The organism is Rheinheimera sp. KL1 (assembly GCF_001275035.1).
GTDB lineage: Bacteria > Pseudomonadota > Gammaproteobacteria > Enterobacterales > Alteromonadaceae > Pararheinheimera > Pararheinheimera tangshanensis.
Genome location: NZ_LAMX01000026.1, coordinates 297,272 through 323,717, shown reverse-complemented (window position 1 = coordinate 323,717; position 26,446 = coordinate 297,272). Strand labels below are relative to the sequence as shown.

The 26,446-nt window shown below is 46.5% G+C and carries 26 protein-coding genes and 1 other RNA gene; 12 read left to right on the top strand and 15 right to left on the bottom strand.

The features are described 5' to 3' along the window. Positions 1-3: 3 nt before the first annotated feature. Together WH43_RS15710 and WH43_RS15705 are read right to left on the bottom strand one after the other, a co-directional pair. Positions 4-864: a class I SAM-dependent methyltransferase gene (locus WH43_RS15710; RefSeq protein WP_053425522.1), complete on the bottom strand. Its 861-nt coding sequence runs from the start codon at positions 862-864 to the stop codon at positions 4-6. After that, positions 827-1,423 carry a Slp family lipoprotein gene (locus WH43_RS15705; protein ID WP_053425521.1) on the bottom strand — a complete coding sequence of 199 codons (597 nt, stop codon included), beginning with the start codon at positions 1,421-1,423 and terminating at the stop codon, positions 827-829. The genes WH43_RS15710 and WH43_RS15705 overlap by 38 nt, the downstream gene beginning before the upstream one ends. 262 nt (positions 1,424-1,685) lie before the next feature. Between WH43_RS15705 and WH43_RS15700 the strand changes: the two genes are divergently transcribed. Further along, a complete protein-coding gene (locus tag WH43_RS15700; protein ID WP_053425520.1) occupies positions 1,686-2,993 on the top strand; it encodes an alkaline phosphatase in 1,308 nt (435 codons plus the stop codon). 102 nt (positions 2,994-3,095) lie between these two features. Here WH43_RS15700 and WH43_RS15695 read toward each other — a convergent pair whose 3' ends face one another. The 8 genes from WH43_RS15695 to WH43_RS15660 all read right to left on the bottom strand — a co-directional run bounded on the left by WH43_RS15695 (position 3,096) and on the right by WH43_RS15660 (position 11,636). Further along, positions 3,096-5,909, bottom strand: a complete 2,814-nt coding sequence (locus WH43_RS15695) for a TonB-dependent receptor (protein ID WP_053425519.1) — start codon at positions 5,907-5,909, stop codon at positions 3,096-3,098. 529 nt (positions 5,910-6,438) lie between these two features. After that, positions 6,439-6,942 (bottom strand): chalcone isomerase family protein, encoded by a 504-nt coding sequence (locus WH43_RS15690; protein ID WP_053425518.1) that lies wholly within the window; start codon positions 6,940-6,942, stop codon positions 6,439-6,441. Then, positions 6,935-7,414: a DUF2878 domain-containing protein gene (locus WH43_RS15685; protein WP_053425517.1), complete on the bottom strand. Its 480-nt coding sequence runs from the start codon at positions 7,412-7,414 to the stop codon at positions 6,935-6,937. Before WH43_RS15685 ends, WH43_RS15690 begins: the two co-directional genes overlap by 8 nt. Continuing rightward, complete coding sequence (locus WH43_RS15680) at positions 7,411-8,154, bottom strand: SDR family NAD(P)-dependent oxidoreductase (RefSeq protein WP_053425574.1); 744 nt, start codon at positions 8,152-8,154, stop codon at positions 7,411-7,413. The genes WH43_RS15685 and WH43_RS15680 overlap by 4 nt, the downstream gene beginning before the upstream one ends. 90 nt (positions 8,155-8,244) lie before the next feature. Further along, a complete protein-coding gene (locus tag WH43_RS15675) occupies positions 8,245-8,550 on the bottom strand; it encodes a hypothetical protein (RefSeq protein WP_053425516.1) in 306 nt (101 codons plus the stop codon). A 69-nt stretch (positions 8,551-8,619) separates the two neighbouring features. Further along, complete coding sequence (tsaB, locus tag WH43_RS15670) at positions 8,620-9,339, bottom strand: tRNA (adenosine(37)-N6)-threonylcarbamoyltransferase complex dimerization subunit type 1 TsaB (protein WP_053425515.1); 720 nt, start codon at positions 9,337-9,339, stop codon at positions 8,620-8,622. A 27-nt stretch (positions 9,340-9,366) separates the two neighbouring features. Continuing rightward, positions 9,367-11,286 (bottom strand): DNA repair helicase YoaA, encoded by a 1,920-nt coding sequence (yoaA, locus tag WH43_RS15665; protein WP_053425514.1) that lies wholly within the window; start codon positions 11,284-11,286, stop codon positions 9,367-9,369. Between the two features lie 89 nt (positions 11,287-11,375). Next, positions 11,376-11,636, bottom strand: a complete 261-nt coding sequence (locus WH43_RS15660) for a hypothetical protein (RefSeq protein ID WP_053425513.1) — start codon at positions 11,634-11,636, stop codon at positions 11,376-11,378. A gap of 453 nt (positions 11,637-12,089) precedes the next feature. Between WH43_RS15660 and hisG the strand changes: the two genes are divergently transcribed. The 9 genes from hisG to WH43_RS15615 all read left to right on the top strand — a co-directional run bounded on the left by hisG (position 12,090) and on the right by WH43_RS15615 (position 19,924). After that, positions 12,090-12,992 (top strand): ATP phosphoribosyltransferase, encoded by a 903-nt coding sequence (hisG, locus tag WH43_RS15655; protein WP_053425512.1) that lies wholly within the window; start codon positions 12,090-12,092, stop codon positions 12,990-12,992. 3 nt (positions 12,993-12,995) lie between these two features. Next, complete coding sequence (gene hisD, locus WH43_RS15650) at positions 12,996-14,339, top strand: histidinol dehydrogenase (protein WP_053425511.1); 1,344 nt, start codon at positions 12,996-12,998, stop codon at positions 14,337-14,339. Further along, on the top strand, positions 14,336-15,418 hold the full coding sequence (gene hisC, locus WH43_RS15645; RefSeq protein WP_053425510.1) for a histidinol-phosphate transaminase: 1,083 nt from the start codon (positions 14,336-14,338) through the stop codon (positions 15,416-15,418). Before hisD ends, hisC begins: the two co-directional genes overlap by 4 nt. Then, the gene (hisB, locus tag WH43_RS15640; RefSeq protein ID WP_053425509.1) at positions 15,415-16,485 is read left to right on the top strand and encodes a bifunctional histidinol-phosphatase/imidazoleglycerol-phosphate dehydratase HisB; all 1,071 of its coding nucleotides are present in this window, start codon (positions 15,415-15,417) and stop codon (positions 16,483-16,485) included. Before hisC ends, hisB begins: the two co-directional genes overlap by 4 nt. Further along, positions 16,485-17,087, top strand: a complete 603-nt coding sequence (gene hisH, locus WH43_RS15635; protein WP_053425508.1) for an imidazole glycerol phosphate synthase subunit HisH — start codon at positions 16,485-16,487, stop codon at positions 17,085-17,087. Before hisB ends, hisH begins: the two co-directional genes overlap by 1 nt. Before the next feature lie 36 nt (positions 17,088-17,123). Beyond that, positions 17,124-17,861 carry a 1-(5-phosphoribosyl)-5-[(5-phosphoribosylamino)methylideneamino]imidazole-4-carboxamide isomerase gene (gene hisA, locus WH43_RS15630; protein ID WP_053425507.1) on the top strand — a complete coding sequence of 246 codons (738 nt, stop codon included), beginning with the start codon at positions 17,124-17,126 and terminating at the stop codon, positions 17,859-17,861. After that, positions 17,843-18,616 carry an imidazole glycerol phosphate synthase subunit HisF gene (gene hisF / locus WH43_RS15625; RefSeq protein ID WP_053425506.1) on the top strand — a complete coding sequence of 258 codons (774 nt, stop codon included), beginning with the start codon at positions 17,843-17,845 and terminating at the stop codon, positions 18,614-18,616. Before hisA ends, hisF begins: the two co-directional genes overlap by 19 nt. Continuing rightward, complete coding sequence (gene hisIE, locus WH43_RS15620; RefSeq protein WP_053425505.1) at positions 18,613-19,245, top strand: bifunctional phosphoribosyl-AMP cyclohydrolase/phosphoribosyl-ATP diphosphatase HisIE; 633 nt, start codon at positions 18,613-18,615, stop codon at positions 19,243-19,245. The genes hisF and hisIE overlap by 4 nt, the downstream gene beginning before the upstream one ends. Positions 19,246-19,423: 178 nt before the next feature. Beyond that, positions 19,424-19,924 (top strand): LURP-one-related/scramblase family protein, encoded by a 501-nt coding sequence (locus tag WH43_RS15615; protein ID WP_053425504.1) that lies wholly within the window; start codon positions 19,424-19,426, stop codon positions 19,922-19,924. 76 nt (positions 19,925-20,000) lie between these two features. Here WH43_RS15615 and ffs read toward each other — a convergent pair. The 3 genes from ffs to WH43_RS15605 form a co-directional block, all read right to left on the bottom strand. Next, an RNA gene (gene ffs, locus WH43_RS19885) (signal recognition particle sRNA small type) lies at positions 20,001-20,098 on the bottom strand. A gap of 71 nt (positions 20,099-20,169) precedes the next feature. Beyond that, entirely contained in the window at positions 20,170-20,760 is a 591-nt protein-coding gene (locus WH43_RS15610; RefSeq protein ID WP_053425503.1) for a lysophospholipid acyltransferase family protein, read from the bottom strand. After that, on the bottom strand, positions 20,760-21,632 hold the full coding sequence (locus WH43_RS15605; RefSeq protein ID WP_053425502.1) for a DUF3014 domain-containing protein: 873 nt from the start codon (positions 21,630-21,632) through the stop codon (positions 20,760-20,762). Before WH43_RS15605 ends, WH43_RS15610 begins: the two co-directional genes overlap by 1 nt. Positions 21,633-21,761: 129 nt before the next feature. Here WH43_RS15605 and WH43_RS15600 point away from each other — a divergent pair, with 129 nt between their 5' ends. Both WH43_RS15600 and WH43_RS15595 read left to right on the top strand, forming a co-directional pair. Beyond that, on the top strand, positions 21,762-22,907 hold the full coding sequence (locus WH43_RS15600; protein ID WP_053425501.1) for a patatin-like phospholipase family protein: 1,146 nt from the start codon (positions 21,762-21,764) through the stop codon (positions 22,905-22,907). A 156-nt stretch (positions 22,908-23,063) separates the two neighbouring features. Then, complete coding sequence (locus WH43_RS15595) at positions 23,064-23,972, top strand: GGDEF domain-containing protein (RefSeq protein ID WP_053425500.1); 909 nt, start codon at positions 23,064-23,066, stop codon at positions 23,970-23,972. Between the two features lie 97 nt (positions 23,973-24,069). Here WH43_RS15595 and tilS read toward each other — a convergent pair whose 3' ends face one another. Continuing rightward, a complete protein-coding gene (gene tilS / locus WH43_RS15590; RefSeq protein ID WP_152342878.1) occupies positions 24,070-25,299 on the bottom strand; it encodes a tRNA lysidine(34) synthetase TilS in 1,230 nt (409 codons plus the stop codon). 180 nt (positions 25,300-25,479) lie between these two features. Then, a complete protein-coding gene (gene accA, locus WH43_RS15585; protein WP_053425498.1) occupies positions 25,480-26,436 on the bottom strand; it encodes an acetyl-CoA carboxylase carboxyl transferase subunit alpha in 957 nt (318 codons plus the stop codon). Positions 26,437-26,446 lie beyond the last annotated feature (10 nt).

Genomic DNA, 26,446 nt, shown 5'->3' with positions numbered 1-26,446 from the left:
GCATTAGTGACTGACGGTTTTGACAAATTTTAAAGTCATACGGTCACTCTCTCCTATCGCCAGATATTTAGCTCTGTCTACAGCGCCCATAGCCAAAGTTGGTGGTAAGGCATACACACCTTTTGGATAATCTTTGGTATCTTTTGGATTCGCGTTGATTTCTGATTTGGCTTGCAAAGTGAAACCGGCTTGTTCCGCGACTGCAATCACATAAGACTCATCAAGATAACCTTCTACAGCCGAACTGGAGATTTCAGAGACACGACTAGCTCTGTGTTCGACTATACCAAAGACCCCACCAGGTTTGAGTACATCAAATACAGCGCGAAATACATCCAGCAAATAACCTTGTTCGTTCCAGATATGTGCGTTACGGAAACTAAGCACTAAATCGTATTGTTGGGCAGCCCCGAGATACATGTAAGCAGGTGGATCAAATTCAGTCTGCGACACAGTTCCAAAGTGATCTTTATGTTGCAGAATACGCTGGCTGAGTTTTTCACTGATGCGACTCCAGAAGATTTTCCTGTCATCTTGCATAGTACCGTCATCTACACGGAAGTTAGCGATGCTTAACTTGCCTTGATCTTTTAAATAAGGCGCCAGAATATCTGTATACCAACCGCGGGCAGGCCATATCTCAAGCACAGACATATTCGGTTGAATGCCAAAAAAGGTCAAAGTCTCAACCGGGTGACGGTATTGGTTTCGGGCTTTATCTTCTGCGCTTCGAAATGAATGATCCGCTAGCGCAGCCAGATCGGGTGCAGAAGGAGTTTCAGCTAAGGCAGCTGCGCTACAAAGCGCAGCTGAAACTATAACTAAATTAAGGTTGCACTTTATTTTGTTTATTATTGTCAACATGTACTGGGCCTTGTATTGTCGAATGTTGTTTTGTAATAGTGCGGACGCGTATACCAGGACTGTAGCCCCAGTAATAAGGATAAGGACGCATCATAGGCCAGGTATCAATGACCTCAATTCGTTCTTCCTGTTTTGGCCATAAATACACCCTCGCATCTTTAATCACCGGATAACGGTATTCATACTCATCCACTTTGCCAACTTCAGCACGAGTCAACTCTCCAAGCACTGTAACCGACTTACCTCGCTGGTACACCATAGGGTCTAAAAAGCCTTTGATGTAAGTCACAAAACGGCCCTGCGTTTGATCAGACACAGACGGACGACCATTAGAGCCTGACGGGAAGTACACAACCTCCAGACGGGTTTGATTGGCTTGATTACTGATCTCTGCAATCACACCACTCCAACGTGCTGTACCAAAATCTATATTCTGTTGAGTGGCATTTTCATAACTGGTTAAGGCTACGTTATCAGCAATACGCACTGGTTCCGGATAACTGGCACAGCCAGCCAACGCCATCAGACTCAAAGCAACAACGACAAACTTCTTACTCATGACTTTTTAACCTCATTAACTACACGGCCTGTTAGATAAGGTGTAGCGGCTTTAGTTCCGTCACTACTCTAAGCCAAGCGTGATCGGCTCCGCAACACTTATATCTGAAGTTTTATTCTTACCTGGTTCAGTCCTGCTTTTACGTCTATTGGTCGCGTTTGGACTCTTTACAGTTTTGTCATATTTTGGTCACTGACGTAAGATAACCTCACCATACCGGCTCTGGTCGCACCAGATTTTTAGTTACCCACAGAGTATTCTTATGTTAAAAAAATTAAGTTTGATCAGTCTTGCTTGCCTTGCTTCTACATCTTTTGCTGTGACTGCAGCCCCAAAAAATATTATTTATATGATTGGCGATGGCATGGGCCCTGCGTATTTAGCTGCTTACCGGTATTACATGGATAACCCGGATACCAAAGTGGTAGAGCGCACTGTGTTTGATGAATTATGGATTGGTAATGCCAGCACCTATCCGGATGACGATACAGTCGTCACCGACTCCGCGGCTGCGGCCACTGCCTTGTCCAGCACTCATAAAACCTACAACGGTGCTATCGCGGTTGATCACGACCATAAACCTTTAACCACTATGCTGGAAATAGCCAAAGCCCAAGGTATGCAGACAGGTGTGGTCGTCACGGCGCAAATTAACCACGCCACTCCTGCCGGTTTTCTGGCGCATGACCAAAGCCGTCAAAACTACGATCAGATCGCAGATGATTACATCGACAACAAAGTAAATGGCCAGATCGTTGCCGATTTAATGCTCGGTGGCGGCACCAGTTATTTCATCCGCAAAGACCGTAATCTGGTAGAGGAATTTAAGCAAGCGGGCTTTCAATACACAGACAGTTGGGCTGGCTTAAAAACGCTGAATACATTACCTGCACTGGGTTTATTTGCACCTAAGGGATTTGACAGCGCTTTGGATAATCCAGAACCTTTGCCATTAAAACAAATGACAGAAAAAGCGCTGGAACTGTTATCCCCAGCCGAAAAAGGTTTTGTGGTGATGATTGAAGGCAGCCAGATTGACTGGTGTGGTCATGCCAATGATATTGCCTGCGCTATGGCTGAAATGCACGATTTTGCTGAAGCTATAAAAGTAGCCAAAGCTTATGTGGATAGTCACCCTGATACTATTTTAGTAGTGACAGCTGATCATGAAACCGGTGGTTTATCTTTGGGTGCCAGCGGTCAATACAGCTGGAAACGCGATGTCATTAAAAAAGTTAAACATTCCGGCGACTATATAGCTGGCCAGTTGTTAGCTCTGAAAGATGAAAAAGTGATGTATCAGGCATGGTTAGGCCTCACCAGTCTTGAGCTGAGCACGGATGAACAAGCGTTACTAAGTAAGGCCCGCAGCCAAGGACAAAAGGCTCTGGCGACCGCAGTCAAACAACGTATTGATCACCATTCGACCACAGGCTGGACCAGCGGTGGCCATACGGCAGCTGATGTACCAGTTCTGGCTTACGGTGCAGATAAACAACTATTCGCAGGTTTTCAGGACAATACTGAAATTGCCGGAAAGCTGATCCAGTTTATCCAGCAGAAAAAGTAATATTTAGTTATTGAAAAAACAAACCCCACTGCATGCAGTGGGGTTTTTTATGTGCTCAAGGGAAGCTTCTGCTTAGTACAGAAACGCCCTTAGCTTTTCAGATTACATGAACTTGTAGTCCAGGCCTAAGTAGAAAGTACGACCGTATACGTCAGTGTAACGTGGGTCGAAACCAACCTGGTGACCAGCACCGCCAGTACGTAATGACAGTGGAGGAGCACGGTCAGCTAAGTTATTAATACCAAAAGTTACGCCCAGAGCTTCCATCGCCTGGTACTTGGTCTGGTAGTTAATAGTAGCGTAAGACGGCACGCTCAGTTGAACGTCTGCACCAGCTCCTGTTACTGAATCTAAACGCACTGTGCGTGAAGCGGCATATTGAGCCTGATCTTCATAACCACTGCGGTAGTTCAGGATTGCACTGTGAGTGAAATCACCATGCGTTAAGGTGTTGCTGAACTTAGCTAAAGTTCTGAATACAACTTCATTGTCATCACCAAAACGACCTAAGCTGCTGATCCAGTCATCCGTAGTACCAGGACGGGTATATTTGCTATCTAATACATAAGTACCAGCAAGCGTCGTAGTTAAACGACCAAAAGATAAGTCATTGCCTACAGTTAAGTCCCAGTCAATACCTTTGTTGATAGACTGGCCTACGTTGACGCTGGCGAATATGATAGCCAGTTCTTCCTGACCTGTTGCCTTGTTGGTCTTGGTAGTGAACAGATCACGGTAACGTCCCGGGTTGTTGACGATCTGAGACTCAGTCACAGAAGTCACCAGGTTGGTCAGTTCAATATTCCAGTAATCCATGCTGAAGCTGAAGTTGTTATCAGGCGCATAAACAAAACCTAAAGTGTACTGTTCAGACTCTTCTGGTTTTAAGTTCGGGTTACCCTGACTGAAAGCTTCAAACTGTTGTGGAGACGGGCTACATACTGCAGCCAGCGGGTCTGAAGTACCAGCAAATGGGCAAGAGTACGGGCTGCTTGTCACACCGAATTCAACTTTAGGCTGGCCTAAATCCAACATAGAAGGTGCTTTGAAACCAGTACCTGTTGAGGCACGTACTAATAAATCATCAGTCACGTTGTAACGTAATGCCAACTTATAAGTCGTGTCGTTCATTGAATCGTTGACTTTGTAGCTGCCTGGACCTGCGATACCATCTTCGCTGTACACGAAGTCAGAGGTCACTTCACCAATGTTGTCATAACGCACAGCACCAGTCAGTTCCAGATTCTCAAGAGCCGGAACTATCACTTCAACAAAACCACCGTAGTTGTCACGGCTTAAGTCATACTCTGAACCGATATTTGCACCTAACAGCAGATCCTGTTTGTTTGCATCAGACAATGAGCTGACATAGTGAGTGTTACGGAATTCAACACCTGTACCAATATAAACATCACCGGCAGGCAATTCATACACTGGAGTAGAGGCTTTGATATCAACGCCTTTTACTTCAGTGGTATCGTTGCTCCAGTTGCCATAGTACTGAGAATCTTGCAGAGCCTGCAGACCTTCAGCACTGATTTTATCCGGAGTATCAAAGACGTTGACTAAGCCAGAACTTACAGCTGTCATGAATTTATCAAAGATCGGGTAACCACCAGCAACGTTTTCGTCAGTGTCGTTCTTTGAGTAAGTGAAAGCAGCTGAATAGTCGATAGTATCAAACACACCCTCAACACCAGTTACGATATGCGTTGATTTAGTGTTCCACTCAGTAGCACGGCCGCCCAGTGGTAATGCACGCCATTGTGCCTGTACAGACGTAACTGAACCCAGGTGAGCAGGATCAACATAAGGCATCACGTATTGCTGTGCTAAGGCAGAATCTGCAGCTAATGGGAAGAAACCTGTTGCGTTAGGAGCGATACGGGTAGTCTGAGAGAAATCAGAGTACATTACATCAGCAAAAAGCTTCACGTCATCAGTCAGCGCAACGTCCGCGCCCAGCATTAAAGAATCACGCTCACTTTCTGGCAGAATTTCTACTGTCGTAGTGTAGTCAAACTGACATAAGCCTGAAGCTTCAAAGTTATCAGTAGCACAGCCACCATTTTGTTTCGCGTAAGGGTTAAATACAGCTGAGTTAACCGGTTTACCATCAGCGCCAGTGTATACATAACGAGCGTTAGCAGGGATGGCATTTGGCGAGCCTGCAACGTAGTAATATTGTTTGTTATTTAAATTGAACGGGATAATACCTGTCTTGGAAAACTCACGGTCAGTCGCTTTTAACTGTTCCTGTGAATCACGGCTGTAAGACACCAGCACGTTGTAACCATCTGCATCAAAATCGCCTAAACCGCCAGTGATAGAGAAGTTATCGCTGGTACCATTCTTCTCTTGTGGCTTGTTGTAACGAGCAGAAAGGTTCACACCCTGGGCGTCATCCTTAGTGATGAAGTTAACTACACCAGCGATAGCGTCAGAACCGTACAAAGCAGATGCGCCGTCCGTCAGTACTTCAACACGCTCAATAGCTGCTAATGGGATAGAGTTCAGGTCAATGGTAGAACCTGAGCCACGTGGTGCCATACGGCGACCGTTGATCAGAACCAGAGTGTAGTCAGAACCTAAACCACGTAAAGAAGCAGTTTTAATACCACCACCGCCGCCACCTACAGAATCACCATCAGTAGTGAAACCCTGCATAGAAGGAATAGACTGGATTAAGTCACCAGCAGTTGCCAGACCTGAACGGTCGATAGCAGCACGGTCAAGAACCTGAACCGGCAAAGCACCTTCAATGTCAGTACGTTTGATACTTGAACCAGTAACCTGAATACGTTCAACATTATCAGTTTCCTGAGCATGTACTGAACCAGAAAAAGTGACGCCTGATACAGCGCCAAAAGCAACAGCCAAACTTACAGCTTTTGACAACTTACTACTTACAAACATTTTGTCTCCCTGGACCACCGAGTAGTGGCTTTATTTTTACGGCAATCGACATGGGCGCCGATTGAAGTTACAACACGCCTGCATTGGGACAACCCAAAACGGCGGCGGATAATAAAGGTAATTTTTTGTCGGGGTCAACCGCTTTTGAGGCTTAAATAGTCACGTTAATTGGCATCTGCCGCAAATAACACAGGTGTTAAATTAATGATAAGAATCAACAACATATGAAAGCGAACACAAAATAAACAACATAGCTGTACTAGAATTAAACAACCAAAAACGGCGCAATCGAGCTATCTAGCTGTTTATTAAAAAAAATAATGAAATCAGCCTTATTTACGGCCTCTTGAGGAAAGATGAATAAATAAACAAATGCGGAGCCGCTTTTGTTTTGTAAAAAAATTGAAAGTAAATGAGATGAAAAACACGACAAACTAAATTAGAAATACAGCTAGAAGGAACAGGAGGCGTAGATTTTGTTTGGATGCAGTACAGAAAGCCAGCATCACCCCAAATCGCGCCTCACTTTTTATGCTGAAGTTTTAAGCAATTGTTTTCTCAGCTTTGGCGCAGATGTTTTCTCCGACAGCCAGATATCTAAAAATGCCGGACCGAAAGCAGGGTCTGCTACATCGCCAAGTAGCTTATCGTTGAAGTAAAACTGCACTGTACCATCAGCTAATAAAACACAACTCAACTGGTCGCCTTTTTTGACATCTGTCCAAAGCTGATCCAATTGTTTGGCCCACTCCTGATGCTGAGTAGACACCTTACCCTGCAGATGTTTCCATTGATCCACTGTCGCTTCAATAAAATCAGCTTTACTGATATCACGCTGATAAGTGAGCTTCAACACGAGCGGTGCACTTTGCTGGTAATTACTCCATTGACCATCTGCGGTGTACAGTTGAGCCTGATACAAGTCCCAGAATAAATAACTAAACTGGCCTTGCCCAACGAGCTTGATGTTATCTGGCATAGCCTGGGAACTAAAGCTCCAGGCAAAAGCTAAGATCACTAAAATGTTACGCATAAAATCGTCTGCTCCATCCTGCTAACACACCAAAGCAGCCCCAACATAAAGCTAATGCTATATAAGCTTCTGTGGTGTTGCTCACCTGCATCTGACCACTTAATGCTGCGCCGCCCAGATATGCCATTGGACCAGACACAGCCGCAATAAGTGCCGCCAGCCAGTAATTTTGTAGATACACTGAAAATACCTGCACCACCACTAAACTGAATACCAACCACAATGCCAGCATCCACCAGGGTAACCACTCAGAAGAAGTAAAACTTAATACACCGTTGTATTGCAACACCGAATCCAGAGCTATGCCCACCGCAGCCAGAGCCAGCCACGCCAAACGTTCAGCCCTGTTACAACGCCACAAGGCCCAGAATACAAAAAGTACTACCGGAATAAGCAGCATATTTTGCAACAAGACAAGGGCAAACCAGCTCAGTTTGAAGCCAATCAGTACGGGCCAATTCATCTTAGTCATGACTGACGCATCCCGGCAGCGACTTTGCAACGCAACGAATAGGGCAAACAATTCAGCAGATGCAGGCTCCACACCAAACGTTTTGGAAAACGTATCCTTTGTTGCTGTGCATCAAGTCCGCGACGGATCCGCCCTGCTGCATCTTCGACCTGTAGCAAAAAAGGCATCTTAAAATCATTTTTCTGAGTCAAAGGAGTGTCGACAAAACCGGGTTCAATCAAACAAACACCTACACCACTCCCTGTCAAATCAACTCGCAAGCTGTCGGCGAAATAACTTAAAGCGGCTTTGCTGGCACCATAAGCCTGAGCTTTGGTAAAAGGGAACAAGTGAGCCAGACTGCTGACGATAGCCAGGGTTGCGTCTGCTGATTTTTGTAGCAGAGGTAATAACAATTTCACTGCAGCAACCTGAGCTTGAAAGTTCAGCGCCATAGTGCGATCAAAAATATCCAAAGGCAGCTGGGTCACATCAACATAATCACAACTGCCGGCATTGAGAATAACCAGATCCAACGCAGGGATCTGTTGACTCAACTGCACGACAGCGGCAGAGAATAGTTCTGTATTGGTCAAATCCAAAGGAAAAGCATGGATGTTTTTGTATTGGTTGTGTAGTTCATTCAGCGCGTTGACGGAACGTGCAACGGCGATCACTTGCCAGCCTTGTTCGGCGTATTGAATGGCAAGCTCACGACCTAAACCTGAACTTGCACCAGTGATTAAACAGTAACGGGACATAAACATACACTCAAAACTAATAGTATGGTTTATACGTGTATTCTCGTCAGGTGGATCCCAGCTTTAAAAAACAGCGTTGCTTGAGGCGGCCTAAGCGTATAAATCCAGACTAAACATCTGTTGTATTTTGTCGCGTTTTTCCTGATTAGCCAGCATTTCGTAAGCATTTAAGGCCTGCTGGTTACGCTGCTTGGGTTGATCGTAGGTGGTACGTTTTTGGGCTTCCTGCTGATCCAGCATAGACAAAACCTGAGCATCAGCACGCACACCGGAACCTGAAGGTACCAGTATGGTTTTACTTTGCTGTTCAGCCTCAACGGCTTTAGTTTTATTGCCCTGAAATACCAGCCCGACACTGGGGCTTTTGGGTACATCACGACTGACGGCTATTGTCATAACTGCTCAAAGTTCGCCTTTATTTGCTGCCAGTATAACTTAGCAAAAAAATTCGCCAAGTCACTTTTATTATCTGTTAGGGAGCTTTTGCCAGGTCACTTCGTCCCTCACATAAGTCGGTTCTGCCAGTTCGGCGGCAATAAACTGCCCCTGCCGGAACGGAGTTGCCGCCAGACTCAACATATCCTGCGCTGAAGGATACAGAATCACAGGGCTATGATGAACTTGCGCCAGATCCTCGGATCCGCTGTTGCTAGTTTTATGCCAGTCTTCCAGTTGCTGCGCATAAGTTTTCCAGCCTGTTCCCACAGCACAAATATGACCTTTTAACACAGGACCAGATAAATCACTTGGTTTAGCCGCGACTTCAGTGCTTAACGCTTGCATCAGCCCCAGCTCATCTAACTGAAAACTGGCCAGATAAACTTCATTCATGCGTGCATCTATAGCAGCCACCACCTGATGAGCCTGATGCAGTCTGTATGCAGCTTGTGCCATAGCAGCCAGGGTTGATACACCATAAACCGGAATTTCAGCGCCAAAAGCCAAACCCTGACATACACCCACACCAATACGCACACCGGTAAAACTACCAGGGCCTTTGCCAAACACCAGACCATCCAGTTGTTGCAGGGTTAAGCCCGCTTCAGACAACAACTGCTGCACCATAGGCAAAATACGTTTACTGTGTTGCTGCGGACAAACTTCATCCAAAGTCCAAATTTTGCCATCAACAGTTAAAGCCACTGAACAAGCTTCGGTTGAGGTATCTAATGCCAGTAATTTCAACAGGTGGCTCCTTTTCTACAATTCATTTTATTTGGGTAAATCTTCTAAAAACTTTATCGCAGCGCCCAGATCCCGGCTACGGCGCATTGGCGGTAGGCTTTTTAAAAATACTGAACCATAAGGCCGGGTCACTAATCTGTTATCACAAATCACCAGCACACCACGGTCTGACACGTCACGGATTAAACGCCCAACGCCCTGCTTTAAGGTGATCACTGCTTGTGGCAATTGCACTAAAGCAAATGGGTCGAGGCCCTTCATCTGACAATCTTCATTACGAGCTTGTAATAAAGGATCATCAGGCGATGCAAAAGGCAGCTTGTCGATAATAACGCAGCTTAGAGTGTCACCGCGCACATCCACACCTTCCCAGAAACTGCCGGTGCCAAGCAGCACAGCATGTTTGGTTTCAACAAACTGTTCCAGCAATAAGCGTTTACTGGTTGTCCCTTGCACCAGCACAGGCAAAGACAAATGCTGTGGCAGTTCGTTGGCCATCCACTGCAGCATTCTGTGGCTGGTAAAGAGGAAAAAGCAGCGGCCCTGATTGGCTTCAATTAAAGGCACCGCCAATTTTAGCAGCGCTTTGCCCATACGGGCATCATTGGGTTCAGGCAAATAACGCGGCACCAGCAACATGGCTTGTTGTTCGTAATCAAAAGGGCTGTCGAGTAGCAGAGTATCTGCCTGCTGCAAGCCCATTTGTTCAATATAGTGGGCAAACCCCTGATCCACCGACAAGGTTGCTGAAGTAAAAATCCAGCTGCGTTTTTCGGCAAACACCAGCTCGCGGAATTTATCGGCAATGCTTAAAGGCGTTAAATGCAAGCTGATATGCTGTCTGGTGGTTTCATACCAAAAACTCACACCAGTTTTGCTGACATCCTGTAGTTTTTCCAGCTGAGTTTTAGCCAAAGCCAGCCGCTCAAAACAGTGATCCACCACTTCGTTGCGACCCAAGCTGCCTTTAAGCACCTGATACAGCATACCCATGGCTTCAGAGACACGGGTCAGCGCCACTTGCACATCAGGTCTTTTACTGCTGTCACGCCAGTTGCCGCGTTCAGGTTCATCCGACCAAAGTAACCGCCAGTCCCGCACTAAAGTTGCCAGCTTGTCTGCTGTTTTACTCAATTGCGGATGATCACGTAATTCAGTTTTACAAATCAGCTCCAGCTCTTTACAAAGCTCCAGCAAAGTACGGCTGGATAAGGTTTCGCCAAAATACTCACTGGCGATATCCGGAATTTGGTGGGCTTCATCAAAGATCACCACATCCATAGTGGGCAACAACTCACCAAAACCCGTGTCTTTCAGCGCCATATCAGCAAAAAACAAATGGTGGTTCACCACCACTAAATCGGCTTGCATCGCCTTTTTGCGGGCGCGCAGCAAATAGCAGTCTTCATAGGATGGGCAGTCTTTACCCAGGCAGTTGTCTGCTGTACTGGTGACAAGTGGCAAAGCTTTGGAGTCTTCGGCTATATAAGTCAGCTCGCCTATATCGCCGCTTTGAGTTTCGTTGGACCACTTTTTGATCAGGCTTAAATCATTGATCACAGCCGCATCTGCGGTTGGCACATGCTGGTAATGCTGATCTAAACGGAATAAACATAAATAGTTGGAGCGGCCTTTTAATAAAGAAGTATCGACCGGCAAAGCCAGAGCTTTTAATACTGTAGGTAAATCGCGGAAATACAGCTGTTCCTGCAGGTTTTTGGTACCAGTGGATAAAATCACTTTTTTGCCGGATAACAAAGCAGGTACTAAATAAGCGTAAGTCTTGCCAGTACCTGTGCCCGCTTCCACTAATAACGCGTTGCCGTTTTCAATGGATTTGGTCACAGAAGCCGCCATCAGCTTTTGTGGCTCACGGGCTTTAAAACCTTCGATAGCTTTAGATAAAGCTCCTTGTTCGGCAAAAGCCTGCTGCACTTTTTTTAACATAAGCAGTAAAAGAACACAGAGTTGATGGGGAGAAGAACAGACAACAGCATAAACAAGGCCCGGCAAGAATTTGCGCTATTATGCCTTGGCTAGATAAAAATATCTAAATGTCCTTCGTCATCCACACGCTGCTCTTCCTCAGGAGTGGTCTGAGGCGCAGGTGGATAGTCGTCACGACGACGCCTGTCCTGACGTTTCTTAGGCTGATCTTTCAGTAAAATCAGGAAACGCTTTTCCTCTTTTTCATAAGCACTGATCTTGGCATCTTTGTACACAGGCGCGATCATAGGTCCAGACTGTTCAGCTGGCGTGCCTGGTGTTCTATACAAATAGGGAAATAAAGCGTCCATAAACCCCTCCTTTGCTCTGTTATCGGCAGTAACACAAATAACTTTATCTATACAACCTGATTATTTTTCAACCTCCCCTTCAGAGTTATTTTTTTTATAACTTATTCAGTTCAGACTATAAAAAAACAACAAAAAAAACCATATAAACAAATAAAAACAAACAGATAACAAAAAATCAGCTTCAAAACAAAATACAGCTGAAACAAAAAATTCTGTTGCCTGAATGACAAAAAGCCGTTAGCTTGTATACATCTTAACGAGGAGTAACTTTCCATGACTATCAACATCCACTGGCATCATCACCATCATTTATCCGACTAGCCGGTCCGTGTTGACATTGGAGGCTAGGTCATAACCAGCCTGCGGTGGAGAAAGTGCAAACCAATTCCAACTGAACCCCGGGGCTAAAATCCCGGGGTTTTTGTTTTACAATTTTATAAGGTACTAGATAACATGACAGTCACTACCAACAGATTACGTATCGCCATTCAGAAGTCAGGCCGCCTGTCGCAAGACTCTCAGGCACTATTGACAAGCTGCGGTTTAAAAATCAACTTACGCGAACAGCGCCTGATTGCCCATGTAGAAAATATGGATATCGACTTACTGCGGGTACGTGATGACGATATTCCGGGTTTAGTGATGGATGGTGTCTGTGACTTAGGTTTTGTTGGCGAAAACGTGCTGGAAGAAGTCTCCTTGCAACGTCAAATGGACAACGAAACTTACGATTACACTGTGCTGGCTCGTCTAGACTTTGGTGGCTGCCGCTTATCTATCGCAGTACCACAGGAAGAAGATTATAAATCCATCAAAGATTTAGAAGGCCGCACTATTGCGACCACCTACCCACGTTTGCTGAATCGCTATTTAAAACAAAACGGCGTCAATTGCCGTATCGTCAATTTAAAAGGTTCGGTTGAAGTGGCGCCACGGGCAGGTTTAGCCGACGCCATTTGTGATTTAGTCTCCACAGGCGCTACGTTAGAGGCCAATGGTTTAAAAGAAGTGGAAGTGATTTACCGCTCCAAAGCAGTACTTATTCAGCGCCGTGATTTAGCTGATGAGAAACAACTGAAACTGATTAAAAAACTGATGCCACGTATTCAGGGTGTGATGCAAGCCAATGAAAGCAAATACATTATGTTGCACGCACCACGCGCCCGTTTGCAGGAAGTGATAGCTCTGCTGCCAGGCGCCGAAAACCCAACTTTATTGCCACTGGCAGGTAATGACGATTTAGTGGCTTTGCACGTAGTCAGCAGCGAAACTTTGTTCTGGGAAACCATGGAGCAACTGAAAGGCTTAGGTGCCAGCTCCATTCTTGTATTACCCATTGAAAAGATGATGGAGTAAAAGATGCAGTTTCAGATCAGCAACTGGCAACAACTGGATAAAACTGCGCAGCAGGCTTTATTAGAGCGCCCGCTGCAGCAGGAATCCGACAGCTTAAAACAAACTGTGCGGGACATTATCCGCGCTGTGCGTAGTGAAGGCGATGCAGCTTTGCTCCGTTTTAGCCGCGAATTTGACAAGCTGCAAAGCAACCCTTTACGTTTGGCGGACACACTGCAACAACGCTTAATCGCCTCTTTATCCGATGAGCTAAAAACTGCCATTCAGATTGCGTACCGTAATATCCGCACCTTTCACGCGGCGCAGTTGCCACAAAATATCCGCATTGAAACTCAGCCGGGTGTGGTCTGTGAACTGAATTACAGTGCTTTGGATCAGGTGGGTTTGTATGTACCAGGTGGCAGCGCCCCTCTGCCTTCCACTGTACTGATGCTGGGTGTGCCTGCTCAACTGGCCGGTTGCCGCCGTGTGGTGTTAGTCACACCTCCTGGTCAGCCTGAAGCAGGCGATATTGCAGCTGAGATTGTGTATGCAGCATCACTTTGTGGCATTACGGAGATTTATACTTTAGGTGGTGCTCAGGCAGTCGCGGCCTTAGCCTATGGCACTGAAACTATTGGCAAAGTGGACAAGATTTTTGGCCCTGGCAATAGATTTGTTACCGAAGCGAAGCAGCAAGTTAGCCAGGATGCCCGTGGTGCTGCTATTGATATGCCAGCCGGCCCTTCTGAAGTTTTAGTGATTGCCGATGACAACGCCAATCCGGTGTTCGTAGCGGCAGATTTATTGTCCCAGGCCGAACACGGCCCGGACTCACAAGTGGTGTTGGTCAGCCCAAGCGAAGCTTTACTGGTCAATACCATCAGTGAGTTAAAACGTCAGACGGCTTTATTACCACGAGCTGAAATTGCTAAAAAAGCACTTGCCAACAGCAGACTGATTTTAACACCGGATTTAGCGACGGCGGCACAAGTGAGCAATCAATACGCGCCTGAACACTTAATTATTCAAACCGCTGACGATCAAGGTCTACTTGGCCAATTGACCAACGCTGCCAGTATTTTTGTTGGCCCTTACACGCCAGAATCGGCAGGTGATTATGCCAGTGGTACTAACCACGTATTGCCCACTTATGGCTATAGTCGTAACCACAGCAGTTTAAGTCTGGCCGACTTTTATCGTCGTTACACAGTGCAAACCTTAACAGCAGCTGGCATGCGCGATTTAGGCCCCACTATTGTTAAACTGGCCAAAGCCGAAGGATTAGATGCGCACGCCAATGCGGTGTCATTCCGATTAGCAGAGTTAGAGCTTTCAGCAAAAATTTCAGAGGAAAATCGTTCATGAGCCGTATCAGTTCTTTAGCCCGGCAAAAAGTGCAACAACTGGTGCCTTATGCTTCTGCCCGCTTAAGCATGAGTGGCGGCTCGGTCTGGCTGAATGCTAACGAAAACTCGATGGCAACAGACTATACACTGTCAGGCCAGTACAACAGATACCCGGATTGTCAGCCAAAAGACTTGATCAGCGCTTATGCATCTTACGCTGGCGTAGAAACCAATCAGGTATTGACTAGCCGTGGCGCTGATGAGGGCATTGAGCTTTTAATTCGCAGCTTCTGTGAACCAGGACAAGACGCCATCAGCATTTGCCCGCCGACTTATGGCATGTACAAAATCAGCGCTGAAAGCCAGCTGGTGGATGTAAACATAGTGCCTTTAACCCAAGATTTAACTTTGGATCTGCCGACTTTATTTGCGCAAAAAGCCAATGTGAAACTGGTGTTTATTTGTAGCCCCAATAACCCAACCGGCGATTTAATACCCCGTCAGCAAATTGTCGAGGTGCTGGAGTTTTATAAAGATAAAGCTTTAGTAGTGGTCGATGAAGCTTATATTGAGTTCGCGCCAGAAGCTTCTGTAGCTGGGTTATTAAGCCAATACAGCAACTTAGTGGTGCTGCGTACTTTATCTAAAGCTTTTGCTTTGGCGGGCTTGCGCTGTGGTTTTACTTTGGCAGAACCTTCAGTTATTGCAGCACTTCGCCAGATGATAGCGCCCTACCCTGTGCCAGCTCCTGTGGCTGAAATTGCGGTGCAGGCGTTATCAAGCCAGGGCCAGCAAAAAATGCGTGCCGCAGTGGAGCAAATCAACAGCTTACGCGACAGCTTTAGCGCTTTTGCCGAGACTCTGAGTTATGTAAGCCGTGTCTATCCGTCTAAGGCTAACTATGTGCTCTTGGCCGTGCCTGACGCTACGGCGCTGGTAAGCTTTATTGCAGAGCAAGGTGTGCTGATCCGCAATCAATCCAGTCAGCTTGGTTTGGGTCAGGTGGTTCGGGTCTCCATTGGCAATGCCACTGAAATGGCGCAGTTACAACAAATTATGTCGTCTTATTCTTTATCAAAAAACCAGGAGTCTTTATGAGTGCCAAAGCTATTTTATTTATCGACCGTGACGGCACTATGGTGGAAGAACCTCCAATAGATAAACAACTGGATTCATTGGAAAAACTGGCTTACGAGCCCGATCTTGTACCTTCATTACTGAAGTTGCAGGCCGCTGGTTATTCCTTAGTGATGGTAACCAATCAGGATGGCCTTGGCACCTCAAGTTTCCCGCGTGATACCTTTGATGCGCCGCAGGAAAAAATGATGCAGTTGCTCAATTCGCAGGGCATTCGTTTTGACGATATTCTGATTTGCCCGCACTTTGATAAAGACAACTGCAGCTGCCGTAAGCCGAAGCTGGGTTTAGTGAAAGACTATCTGCAACAAGGCAAAGTGGATTTCACCAACTCTTTTGTCATTGGCGATCGGTTAACCGACGTACAACTGGCTGAAAATATGGGCCTGCCTTCGTTCCGTTACGACCGCGACACTTTAGGCTGGAAAGAAATTACCAAACAGCTGTTAAGCAAGGGCCGGAAAGGCAGCGTCAATCGTGTCACCCGCGAAACTGATATTCAGGTCAATGTAGATTTAGATCAGCAAGGCGGCAATGTCATTGAAACCGGCGTTGGCTTTTTTGACCATATGCTGGATCAAATTGCCACCCACGGTGGTTTTAGCCTGCAACTCAAAGTCAAAGGCGACTTACACATAGACGATCACCACAGCGTGGAAGATACAGCTCTGGCTTTAGGTCAGGCGTTAAAACAAGCGCTAGGCAATAAAAAAGGCATTACCCGCTTTGGTTTTGTCTTACCTATGGATGAATGCCGCGCTGAATGTGTGCTGGATTTATCAGGCCGGCCGCTGCTGAAGTTTGATGCCGATTTAGGCCAGGGTGCTGTCGGCACTATGAACCTTGAAATGGTACACCACTTCTTCCGCTCTTTAAGCGACGCCATGCTGATGACACTGCACTTATCAGTCAGTCCAGGCAATAAACACCATATGGTGGAAGGTTTATTTAAAGCCTTTGGCCGTGCACTTGGTCAGGCTATTAAAGTGTCGGGCGAAGCCCTGCCAAGCAGTAAAGGAGTGCTTTAATGTCGCTCGTGATCGTAGATACTGGCTGCGCCAATATCAGCTCTGTCTACTGTGCCTTCCAGCGCTTAGGTGTGGATGCTAAAGTCAGCCGTGATTTAAGCGTGATTAAAAATGCCAGCCGTTTATTAGTGCCGGGTGTGGGCGCTGCCCGTCAGGCGATGGCGAATTTGCGTGAACGCGATTTAATTGCCACCTTACAGCAGGCGGAGCAACCACTCCTTGGCATTTGCTTAGGCATGCAGCTGTTGACCGACCGTAGCGAAGAAGGTGATGTCGATTGTTTAGGTTTAATACCAGGTCAGGTCAAGCGCATGCAAGTCGGTGATTTACGTTTACCTCATATGGGCTGGAATACGTTGCAGGTAGAACAGAGTGCACAAAATCACCCGCTGCTTAAGGGCATAGGCGAAAAAGACTATGTGTATTTTGTCCATAGTTTTGCGGTAGCGCCATCCGACACCACCTTAGCACGCTGCAATTACGGCAGTGATTTTGCCGCTGTGATAGGCAAAGGCAATAAACTAGGTGCGCAATTTCACCCTGAACGCTCAGGTGCTGTCGGCGCTCGTTTATTGCAGAATTTTTTGGCTTTTAATGGTTAATTTTTCTCATCCGGCCTTGCCGTTACAGGATTAAACGTGATTATTCCGGCGATAGATTTAATACAAGGTAAAACAGTGCGGCTTTATCAGGGCAGCTACGATAAAACCACTGAATATCAACAAACTCCATTACAGCTGCGCGATTTATACGCTGAAGCTGGCGCAGGCATTTTGCATCTGGTGGATTTAACAGGGGCGAAAAACGCCGCTGACCGTCAGCTTGAGCTGTTAACCAGCTTAATGAAAAACGCACCTTTGCCAGTACAAGTCGGTGGTGGTGTGCGCACAGCAGCTGATGTAGAACAGTTACTGGCAGCAGGTGCCAGCCGCGTAGTCGTAGGTAGTGTGGCTATTCGTGAGCCAGAAACAGTGCAAGGCTGGTTAAGAACTTATGGTGGCGACAAAATAGTGTTGGCGCTGGATGTGTCTATCAATGCCAAAGGCGACAAAACTCTGCCAAGCCACGGCTGGATTGAAGAGTCGACTATTACGCTGGAGCAAGTGCTGGATGGTTTTATTGCAGCTGGCGCTAAACATGTGCTTTGCACCGACATCAGTAAAGACGGTACTTTGCAGGGGCCAAATGTGGCGCTGTACGCCGAGCTGGTACAAAAGTACCCACAAATTCAGTGGCAAGCCTCTGGTGGTGTGGGCTCTTTAGCTGATATCAAAGCCTTAAAACCCACAGGCGTAGCAGGGGTGATTTTAGGTAGGGCCTTGCTGGAAGGTAAGTTTACTGCAGAGGAGGCAATGCAATGCTGGCAAGACGCATAATTCCTTGTTTAGATGTGCGCGATGGCAAAGTGGTCAAAGGCGTACAGTTTCGTAACCATGAAATCATTGGCGATATAGTGCCGCTGGCTAAAGCCTACGCCGAACAAGGCGCCGACGAGCTGGTGTTTTACGATATCACCGCCTCCAGCGATGGCCGTGTAGTCGATAAAAGCTGGGTACGCCGTATAGCTGAAGTGATCGATATTCCGTTTTGTGTCGCTGGTGGTATTAAATCTGTGGCTGATGCTGGCCTTATTCTGGAAATGGGTGCAGATAAAATCTCTGTCAATAGCCCTGCCCTGGCGCGACCTGAACTGATTAGCGAGCTGGAACATAGTTTCGGTCAGCAATGTGTGGTGATAGGTATCGACAGTTTTTTTGATAAAGAAACAGACCAATATCAGGTCTATCAGTTCACAGGTGATGAAAGCCGCACTCAGAAAACCCGCTGGCAAACGCTGGACTGGTTAAAGCGGGTGCAGGAGCTGGGCGCTGGTGAAATAGTACTGAACTGTATGAATCAGGATGGTGTGCGTCAGGGGTATGACCTCACACAACTGCAACTGATGCGAAATGCCTGCAAAGTGCCGCTGATTGCCAGTGGTGGCGCAGGAGCTATGCAGCACTTTGCCGATGTATTTGAACAAGCCGATGTAGACGGCGCTTTGGCCGCTTCAGTGTTTCACAAAGGCATTATTCCAATCCCAGAGCTAAAAACCTTTTTATTAGAACGTAAGCTGGAGATCAGGCCATGAAATTAAATCTAACCAATCTGGACCAGCTGGATTTCAGCAAAGGCGATGGCTTGTTGCCGGTCATAGTCCAGCACGCCCGCTCCGGCAAAGTACTGATGCAGGGTTTTGCTAACAAAGAAGCGCTGCAAAAAAGCCTGGAAACCGGTGATGTCACCTTTTTCAGCCGCAGTAAAAACCGCTTATGGACCAAAGGCGAAAGCTCTGGTCATACGCTGAAATTACAAAGCATGGCCGCCGATTGTGACCAGGACAGTATTCTGGCTTTAGCACTACCAATTGGCCCGACCTGCCATGTCGGTACCGAAAGTTGCTGGCATGAAAGCGATGCCAATCAGCCCGACTTAGCCTTTTTGGACCAGTTAGAACAAGTGATCCACAGCCGCTTCGGCGCAGATCCAAGCTCCAGCTACACCGCCTCTTTGTTTGCCAAAGGCGTCAAACGCATCGCGCAAAAAGTCGGTGAAGAAGGTGTGGAAACCGCTTTGGCAGCCACAGTAGGCGATCGTGAAGAGCTGAAAAACGAAGCTGCAGATTTGATTTATCACCTATTGGTATTGCTGAAAAGCCAGGATTTGGCGCTTCATGATGTACTTGAGGTATTGCGACAACGGCATCAGAACAAAAACTAAGCTACCACTTTTTGTTACAAGCAGGTTATCGGCGTTAGTTGCTGCTCTAACCTGCGTTATTCGCAAGACAATATATCCGCTCTCCTTCTCCGACTTTTTTGTAAATCATTATGTTATGACTTTGCTCCAGCGTAAAACTCAGGCAGCATAAGGCTGATGTTAAAGCAGGAGCTGCCCCATGAAATATAAAATCAAACAAAAGATATTCAGCCTGACCGACAGCTTTACTATTGAAGATGAAAACGGCAACGCGGCTTTTAGCGCCAAAGGCAAGTTTTTCAGTATCTCCAGCAGCCAAACCCTGTTTGACAGCCGCGGCTTGGAGCTTTTAAAAATCAAACGTAAGTATCTGACCATCATGCCGGCTTGCCGATTGCTCTGCGCTGATGGCAGTGAGTGGCTGATCCGCAAATGTTTTTGGCCCTTCTGGACCAGTCGTTTTACGATAACAGGCCCAGCAGGTGAACTGGAAATGCACGGCAATTTATGGCAACACGAATACAAAATCAGCCAAAACGGCAAGGTACTGGCAGAAGTATCGAAGTCCTGGTTTAGCTGGTCAGATACTTACGGTGTGGATATTTACGAGCCTAAATTAACAGCACAGTTGCTGGCAGCTGTGATTGTCATCGACCGCATTCAACACTCAGGTAAAAACTCGACAGTAGATGATGATTGATACAGAAGCAGTCAAGCCTGACTGTTAGACAACACATAACTACAGCGGGTAGTTACAGAGGATAGTTGGGTGGCGACCTCACCAGCCGACATCCCGGCACATACGTTATCCGCTTTGGCTGCTTCCTTCCGGACCTGACCAGGTGAACGAATTAGTATTGCGAGAGGACCGATGAGGCCACCATTGAAGGTACCAGTAAAACTGGTGCGCGCATTATGCTTAAAAGCTTTTGGCTGTGCAAGAACTTAAGCATTTTCTGGATATTTTGCGGTCATTTGCTGAAAAAATGTGCGCATTTGCTGCAAATCATCGGCGAAATTTTCACCAGGGGTTAGACAAGGACCAAATACAAACTGTTTGCTTTGATAATCCAGCCCGACCAAACAAATAGGTACATCGGCTTGTTTGGCGATATGCCAAAATCCGGAACGCCATTGTGCTACTTTCTTTCGACTGCCCTCAGGCGATAACCCCAAGAGCAACGCATCGCTTTGTTCGAACTCAGCAACCACCTGTCCTACTACGCCACGAGTATGACTGCGATCGACCGGGATGCCTCCCAAAGCAGTCAACAGACCTTTCACTGGCCAGACAAAGATACTATGTTTGCCTAAAAAACGAATTTTAAGATCCAGAGCCAAAGCTGCGGCTATACCGACAAAAAAATCCTGATTCGAGGTATGAGGGGCAACAGCAATGACCATCTTTTTGTGGGCAGGAACTTCGCCCTGAATATTCCAGCCGCCCAGCAGTTTCAGTAACCAGAGGCCAAGTTTCTGGCCAAGGTTACTGTGACGGCGTGGCAAACTTGCCGGAATAGCAGGTAAAGCCGGCATTAAGGCTGAGCCAGCACCAGCTGATGTGCTTCTAACACGCGTTTTAAGCGTTTTTGATTGTCAGGCCCTAAACGGATCATTTGACGTTGCGCTAAAGGCAAAGCTTCAATCTCCGGGTCGGCATAAGTGTAATAGACGTTAGGACGGGCTAATACCATAGGGGGTGCCACTTCAGGAGTTGCTAACAGTACTTTAATCGCTTCCTGCAAACGTACACGAAACTGAGCATTGGGGTACCCTAACTCAGCATAAGCCTGCTGCATCAGCGGATAATAGTATTCAAATAAACGTTTCACTTCAGTCACTGAAACGCTTTCCAGCAATTGCAGGTAAGGCTCATAACGCTCAAAGTTAGCCGGGTCCAGCTGCACTGCTCCGCCATCAGCAGGTAAGGTGGCAAACTTCACTGTCATGGGTTGAAACAGTGGCTGATTTTTTGGCAATGTGCCTTGAGCGATGTTATCCACATTGACCACAAAACGACGGATCATGTCTTCTGTCACAAACAACGAGGCTAAACCAGCCTTCCAGCGTAAACCTAATAAACCACTTTTCACTTCTGCATCTGAGTTATCCAGACTGGGTAACTTCACTGTAGGTTCAACCGCCACAGCATCGTCCAGTGGTGTCTCCTGCAAAGGAGTTTCATCCTGAGCCTGTACTGTCAAACTATCGACAGGTTCTTTATCTGCAGTCAGTACATCAGCAGGTGCTGGCTGTTGCACGGTCGGAACTGGCGTAGGTTCAGGCTCTGCAACCAAAGTATCCTCAGCCCGGAAGAAAAACCAGGCAATCGCAATAAGGGTCACAGCGACCACTGCTAAACCTATGTAATATTGTTGCTGGCCTGTGCCAGGAGCCTTCTCGGTCATTTCTGTTTTTTCCTTTCACTTATTCGGGACAGTGATATTAAGCCATTGAAAAACTAGCTATAGCGTTGCATTTATTTTGCTTTTCAGCAATATATAAACAGAGAGTCTGTAAAGAGTTAAGAAGTTTCAGTGACTGATAATAAAAAAGGTGAAAACACTAATAAAAAAGTTGCTTTGCTGCTGACAGGGGGCGGAGCAAGAGCCGCTTATCAGGTCGGCGTGCTCAAAGCACTGGCTCAGCATTACCCACGCAATAGTAAAATTCCGTTTGAGATTATTTGTGGCACCTCTGCAGGGGCCATCAATGCCACTGGTATTGCCTGCTATGCGTCGTGCTTTCATTTAGGTGTAAAAAAAATTGAGTGGGTCTGGCGCAATTTTCATACCCATCAAGTGTACTACTCTGATTATTTACGTCTGGGCTGGCATTTGTTACGTGGTTTTTTAAGCGCCTTTCAAGCTGGTTATGCCAATAAGAGGCCTGTCAGCTTACTGGACAATAAACCTCTGCGTTTGTTGCTGCATAACATTGTTGATTTACAGCGCATAGACCGTAACATTCAGGGCGGTTATTTATCCAGCGTTTCTGTCACAGCGTCCAGTTACAACACGGGTGACTCCATTACTTTTTTTCAGGGCAATGAAGCCAGCGAGTGGCGCAGAGCCAAACGCTGTGGCCAAAAAACCTTACTGGGTATTCATCATTTATTAGCTTCAGCTGCTATCCCTCTGGTGTTTCCTTCTGTGCGTATTCACCAACATTATTATGGCGATGGTTCAGTCAATCAGTTATCACCACTGAGTGCTCCTATTCATTTAGGAGCCGAAAAAATACTGATCATAGGTTTAGAGCAACCCAGAACCCGCGACTTGGCGAACGCTATGCCGCATCATCCTGGTTTAGCTACTGTGGCTGGTCATTTGTTGGATACGATTTTTTCGGATACGCTGAATGCCGATTTAGAACGCATGAACAGGATCAATAAAACCGTAGATACCTTAAACGCACACAATATTCCGACTGATCTGAAGAAAGTAGAAAGCTTTTTAATCAATCCCAGCGTGAACTTTAATGAAATTGCCAGCCAGCACTTTTTGCAGCTGCCAATGGCCGTTCGAAGTTTATTGCGGTTAACAGGCATCACCCAGCACTCAGAATCGAGCTTGACCAGCTACCTGTTGTTTGAGAAGTCTTATACCAAACGCCTGATTGAAATTGGTTATCAGGATGCCATACAACAAATGCCTGAACTGTTAGATTTCTTGCGTTCATGAAGGTGCTATCAGAGGCAAATTTTAGCCAGCCTTTGCCGTCAAAAAGTCGTCATTACTAAATGCATAATTGAAAAAATCAATAAGATCATTCACTTATTAAAGTGGCACAATACCTGCAAATTCCAGATATCCTTGATATGCTCCGGAGTATCGGCAGTGGAATTATATGGTTTACAAGATATGACTTTAAGTGGAACCAGCTACGCTGGCGTCACCAGTCAGCCGCATTGGTCTGGTTTATCGACAGATCCGGCGACTCTGCCAGAGCAGTTACAAACCAGTCTGGATCTTGCAGATCAACTCCAGATTTATTCAATGGCCGCTGGCAAAGTTTTGCCTTTGCGCTCTATCCAATTGCAAACCGCTGTAGGCAAATACCTGGCACCGGGCTCTGAAGATGGCCATTTTGAGCATCGCAGTGTGTTGATGCTCAATGAGCAGTGCCTGGCGGAGCTGAATTATCAGTCTGATCAGGCGTTTACTCCGTTGATCCAGCATCAGTTATGGCAGTTGGAACGTCAATGGCTGTATCCACTTCGCAATACGCTGGTGGTTGTGCGTTTACAACAGTTAGCGTTAAAAGATAGCTTAACCGACTTGGGAAACAGACGTCATTTTGACGATCAGTTTGAGCGTGCAGTGCAGTTGGCACACAGACGCAAAGAAGCCTGTGCATTAATTCTGTTGGATTTGGATAACTTTAAACAAACCAACGACAACTTTGGTCACCCTGCTGGTGATGATGTGCTGATTGCAGTGGCTGATGCTATGCGTCAAACCTTAAGAGCCAGCGATTGTTTATTCCGTTTTGGTGGTGATGAATTTGCTATCTTACTGACAGCAGACGATGCCTTGTCGGCTGAATTGGTCGCTCATCGTCTGGTGAAAGCGATCAACCAGCATCATGTCTGTAATCAGTTTGCAGTCACAGCGAGCGCAGGTTTAGCGCATCTGGCACCCAATCAAAAATCAGAACTGTTATTCAGCCGTGCTGATGAAGCTTTATCACAAGCTAAATTAGCGGGTAAAAATGCAGTGAAGGTGGCGTTGTTGAATCAGGCCTGATGCGGATCAGTATAGGTTTTAGTCGTCGAACCTTGGGGCTAAAGGACAGAAGATCCAACAGCCCTTTTTTTTACCTGCGATTTGGCGCAGTTTTAGTTTAAGGTTTTTGCCAGTCGATAAAAGCAGTGGCTTGTTCTTTAGTCGAATTCGAGGCAAGTCCTATAACCGCAACTACCTGATTGTTTTGCACCAGCACAGGCAATAGCAAGCGTTGCCAGGGCGGTATGGCCCACAACTTCAGCCACTGTTTTAATTCTTTATTATGCCGCTGTCCTGCAGGTTTAAACGGCAAGCTAAAAAGCCCAAATACCAGATACACAGGATCATCTGTGAGTAACAAAGCTGTACCTTTGTTTTCTACGTTCAGGATAAATTGACCTACCACAGTGTTTAACTGTTGTCCTGGTTTTAATTCGAGCCAAACCCCAGGCTGCGGAACCTCTGTAACTTGCGTGATATAAGCCTTGTTGGCAAAACGGCGGATTTGATACCCATCCAGTTCCAGCAGAGGCTGAGCGTCGGCTTTAGCCTGAATCAACTCAGAAAAGAATCGCTCCAGCCAGTCGGTGGATGGATTAAGCCCAGTTAAAGCCAACCAGCGGCGCGCTAACAGCTTTTGTGTGATTAAGTCTTGCGACGTTAGTAGTTTTAAATCTAATTCAGCCTCATGCATTACAGCAGGTAATAGCTGATCAAGCTGTTTCTCAACAAACTGCTGTTGCTGCTGAATATGGGCAACAGAACGTAGCGCATTTTGTCGGAACGCCGGCCAGCGCTGTTGCAGTAACGGAATGACCTCTAAACGCAAAAAGTTACGGTCAAATCTATTGTCGTTATTACTTTCATCTTCGATCCACTTAAGCTGCTGCCCTTGTGCAAAGACTTCCAGTTGCTCACGGCTAAAATCTAATAAAGGCCGCACTAACCAACCTGCAGCAAAAGGCTGCAAAGCGGCAATACCGGATAAACCGGCCGGACCTGCGCCACGTTTTAGTGCCAGCAACAAAGTTTCCAGTTGATCATCGGCATGGTGAGCCGTTAATAAAGCGGTGTGGGGAGTGGTAACAAAAGCAGCTAAAGCCGAATAACGGGCGGCACGGGCCTGAGCTTCAATATTGGCAGTAGGGTTCAGCTGTACTTTTTGTACTTCAAAGGGAACGTTACGCTTAAGGCATTGCTGCTGACAAAAAGCAGCCCACTGATCGGCATTGGCACTTAAACCATGATGGATATACACAGCTTTAAGCTTGATAGCTGAACGTTGAGTCAACTGATGGCAAAGTTCCAGCAACACCATAGAGTCCAGCCCACCGGATAAGCCAAGCACCAGCTGGTTTAAACAAGCTGTTGGATGTTCAAACGCAGTGGTGCCAGTAACTCAGAACTATTCAAAGACAATGATCCTAAATACAAAAACCGCCTTACGGCGGCTTGCAGGGCGGTTTTTATCCCCGCCCTTTCCCACTATGCCCGCTGATTTTATACAGCTTCAGGCACAACGGCTCTATTAGCAGTAGCCAAAAGACATTAAGCGCTTATACCGTCTGTCCAGCAAGTCTTCAATACTTAACTTTTCTAGCTTGGCTAAGTCGCGTAATAAAGCCTGCTTTAAACTTTGCGCCATTTGCTCGTGATTGCGGTGTGCTCCACCTAAAGGCTCACTGACGATTTCATCAATCAGGTTCAGCTCTTTTAAACGCGGAGCGGTAATACCCATAGCATCGGCAGCAATAGGGGCTTTATCAGCACTTTTCCACAGAATAGAAGCACAACCTTCAGGTGAAATCACCGAATAGGTGCTGTATTGCAGCATGTTGACCTGATCGCCGACGCCAATGGCTAAAGCACCACCAGAACCGCCCTCACCTATCACAGTACAAAGCACCGGCACTTTCAGGCCAGCCATCACTTTCAGGTTACGGGCAATAGCTTCACTTTGACCACGTTCTTCAGCGCCCACACCTGGGTATGCACCAGGGGTGTCAATAAAAGTGATGATGGGTAAGTTAAAACGTTCAGCCATTTCCATCATACGTAAAGCTTTACGGTAGCCTTCAGGTTTTGGCATACCAAAGTTACGTTTGATTTTCTCTGAGGTGTCACGGCCTTTTTGATGACCAATCACCATCACAGTTTTATCACCTAAACGGGCTGTACCGCAGACAATGGCAGGATCGTTAGCAAAAGTACGATCACCGGCAAACTCATCAAAGTCAGTGAAAATATGTTTAATATAATCCAGCGTGTAAGGACGCAACGGATGACGGGCTAACTGAGCAACCTGCCAGGCACCTAACTCTGCGAAAATCTTTTTGGTCAGAGTTAAGCTTTTTTCCTTCAGCTTGTTTACTTCTTCTTCAAGGCCGAGATCAAACTCGCCATTGCGGCTTACTTTGCGAAGTTCTTCTATTTTGGCTTCAAGTTCCGCAATCGGTTGCTCAAACTCTAAATAATTCAGCATCATCGACTGTCAC